General features: G+C 70.2%; 1 protein-coding gene. It reads right to left on the reverse strand.

Annotated features, from left to right (window positions below):
- The coding region (locus tag BST14_RS28190) for a beta-ketoacyl synthase N-terminal-like domain-containing protein (protein WP_281252836.1) at positions 1 to 732 on the reverse strand (732 nt) is incomplete at both ends.

Here is a 732-nt window from a genome sequence, read left to right on the forward strand (position 1 = left end):
GAGTTGTTGATGGCGTACTCGTAGTTGCCGGGGCGGGGTTTGCCGGCCACGACGTCCAGGTCGATCTCGGGGTCGAGGTTTTCCAGGTTGAGCGTGGGCGGGACGACCTGGTCGCGCAGGGCGAGCACGGTCAGGATGGATTCGACCGCGCCGACGGCGCCCACCGAGTGGCCCAGGGCGGCCTTGGGGGCGTAGACGGCGGCGTTGCCACCGTGTGCGCCCAGGGCGTTATTGATCGCCTTGCTCTCGGCGACGTCGCCGACGGAGGTGCCGGTGGCGTGGGCGTTGACGTGCCCGATGTCGGAAGGACTCAGCCCGGCGAGCTGGATCGCCCGGCTCATGGCGTGTCCGGCGCGTAGGCCGTTGGGGTCCGGGGCGACCATGTGGTAGCCGTCGGAGGTGATGCTGGCGCCCATGATGCGGGCCAAGATGTTGGCGCCGCGGGCTTTGGCGTGCTCTTCGGTTTCGATGACCATCAGCGCGCCGGCCTCGCCGAACACGAAGCCGGTGCGGTCGCGGTCGAACGGGCGGCAGGCCCCCACCGGGTCGTCGTTCTTGGTCGACATCACGATGCGCATCTGGGCGAACGCCGCGATCGCGACCGCCTCGATCCTGACCTCGACGCCACCGCAGATGGCGACGTCGGCCTCGCCGAAGACGATGTTGCGCCAGGCCTGCGCGATCCCCTCGGACCCGGACGCGCACGCCGACACCGGCGTGATCACCCCGGCC

This window comes from Mycobacterium arosiense ATCC BAA-1401 = DSM 45069 (assembly GCF_002086125.1).
Classification (GTDB): Bacteria; Actinomycetota; Actinomycetes; order Mycobacteriales; family Mycobacteriaceae; genus Mycobacterium; species Mycobacterium arosiense.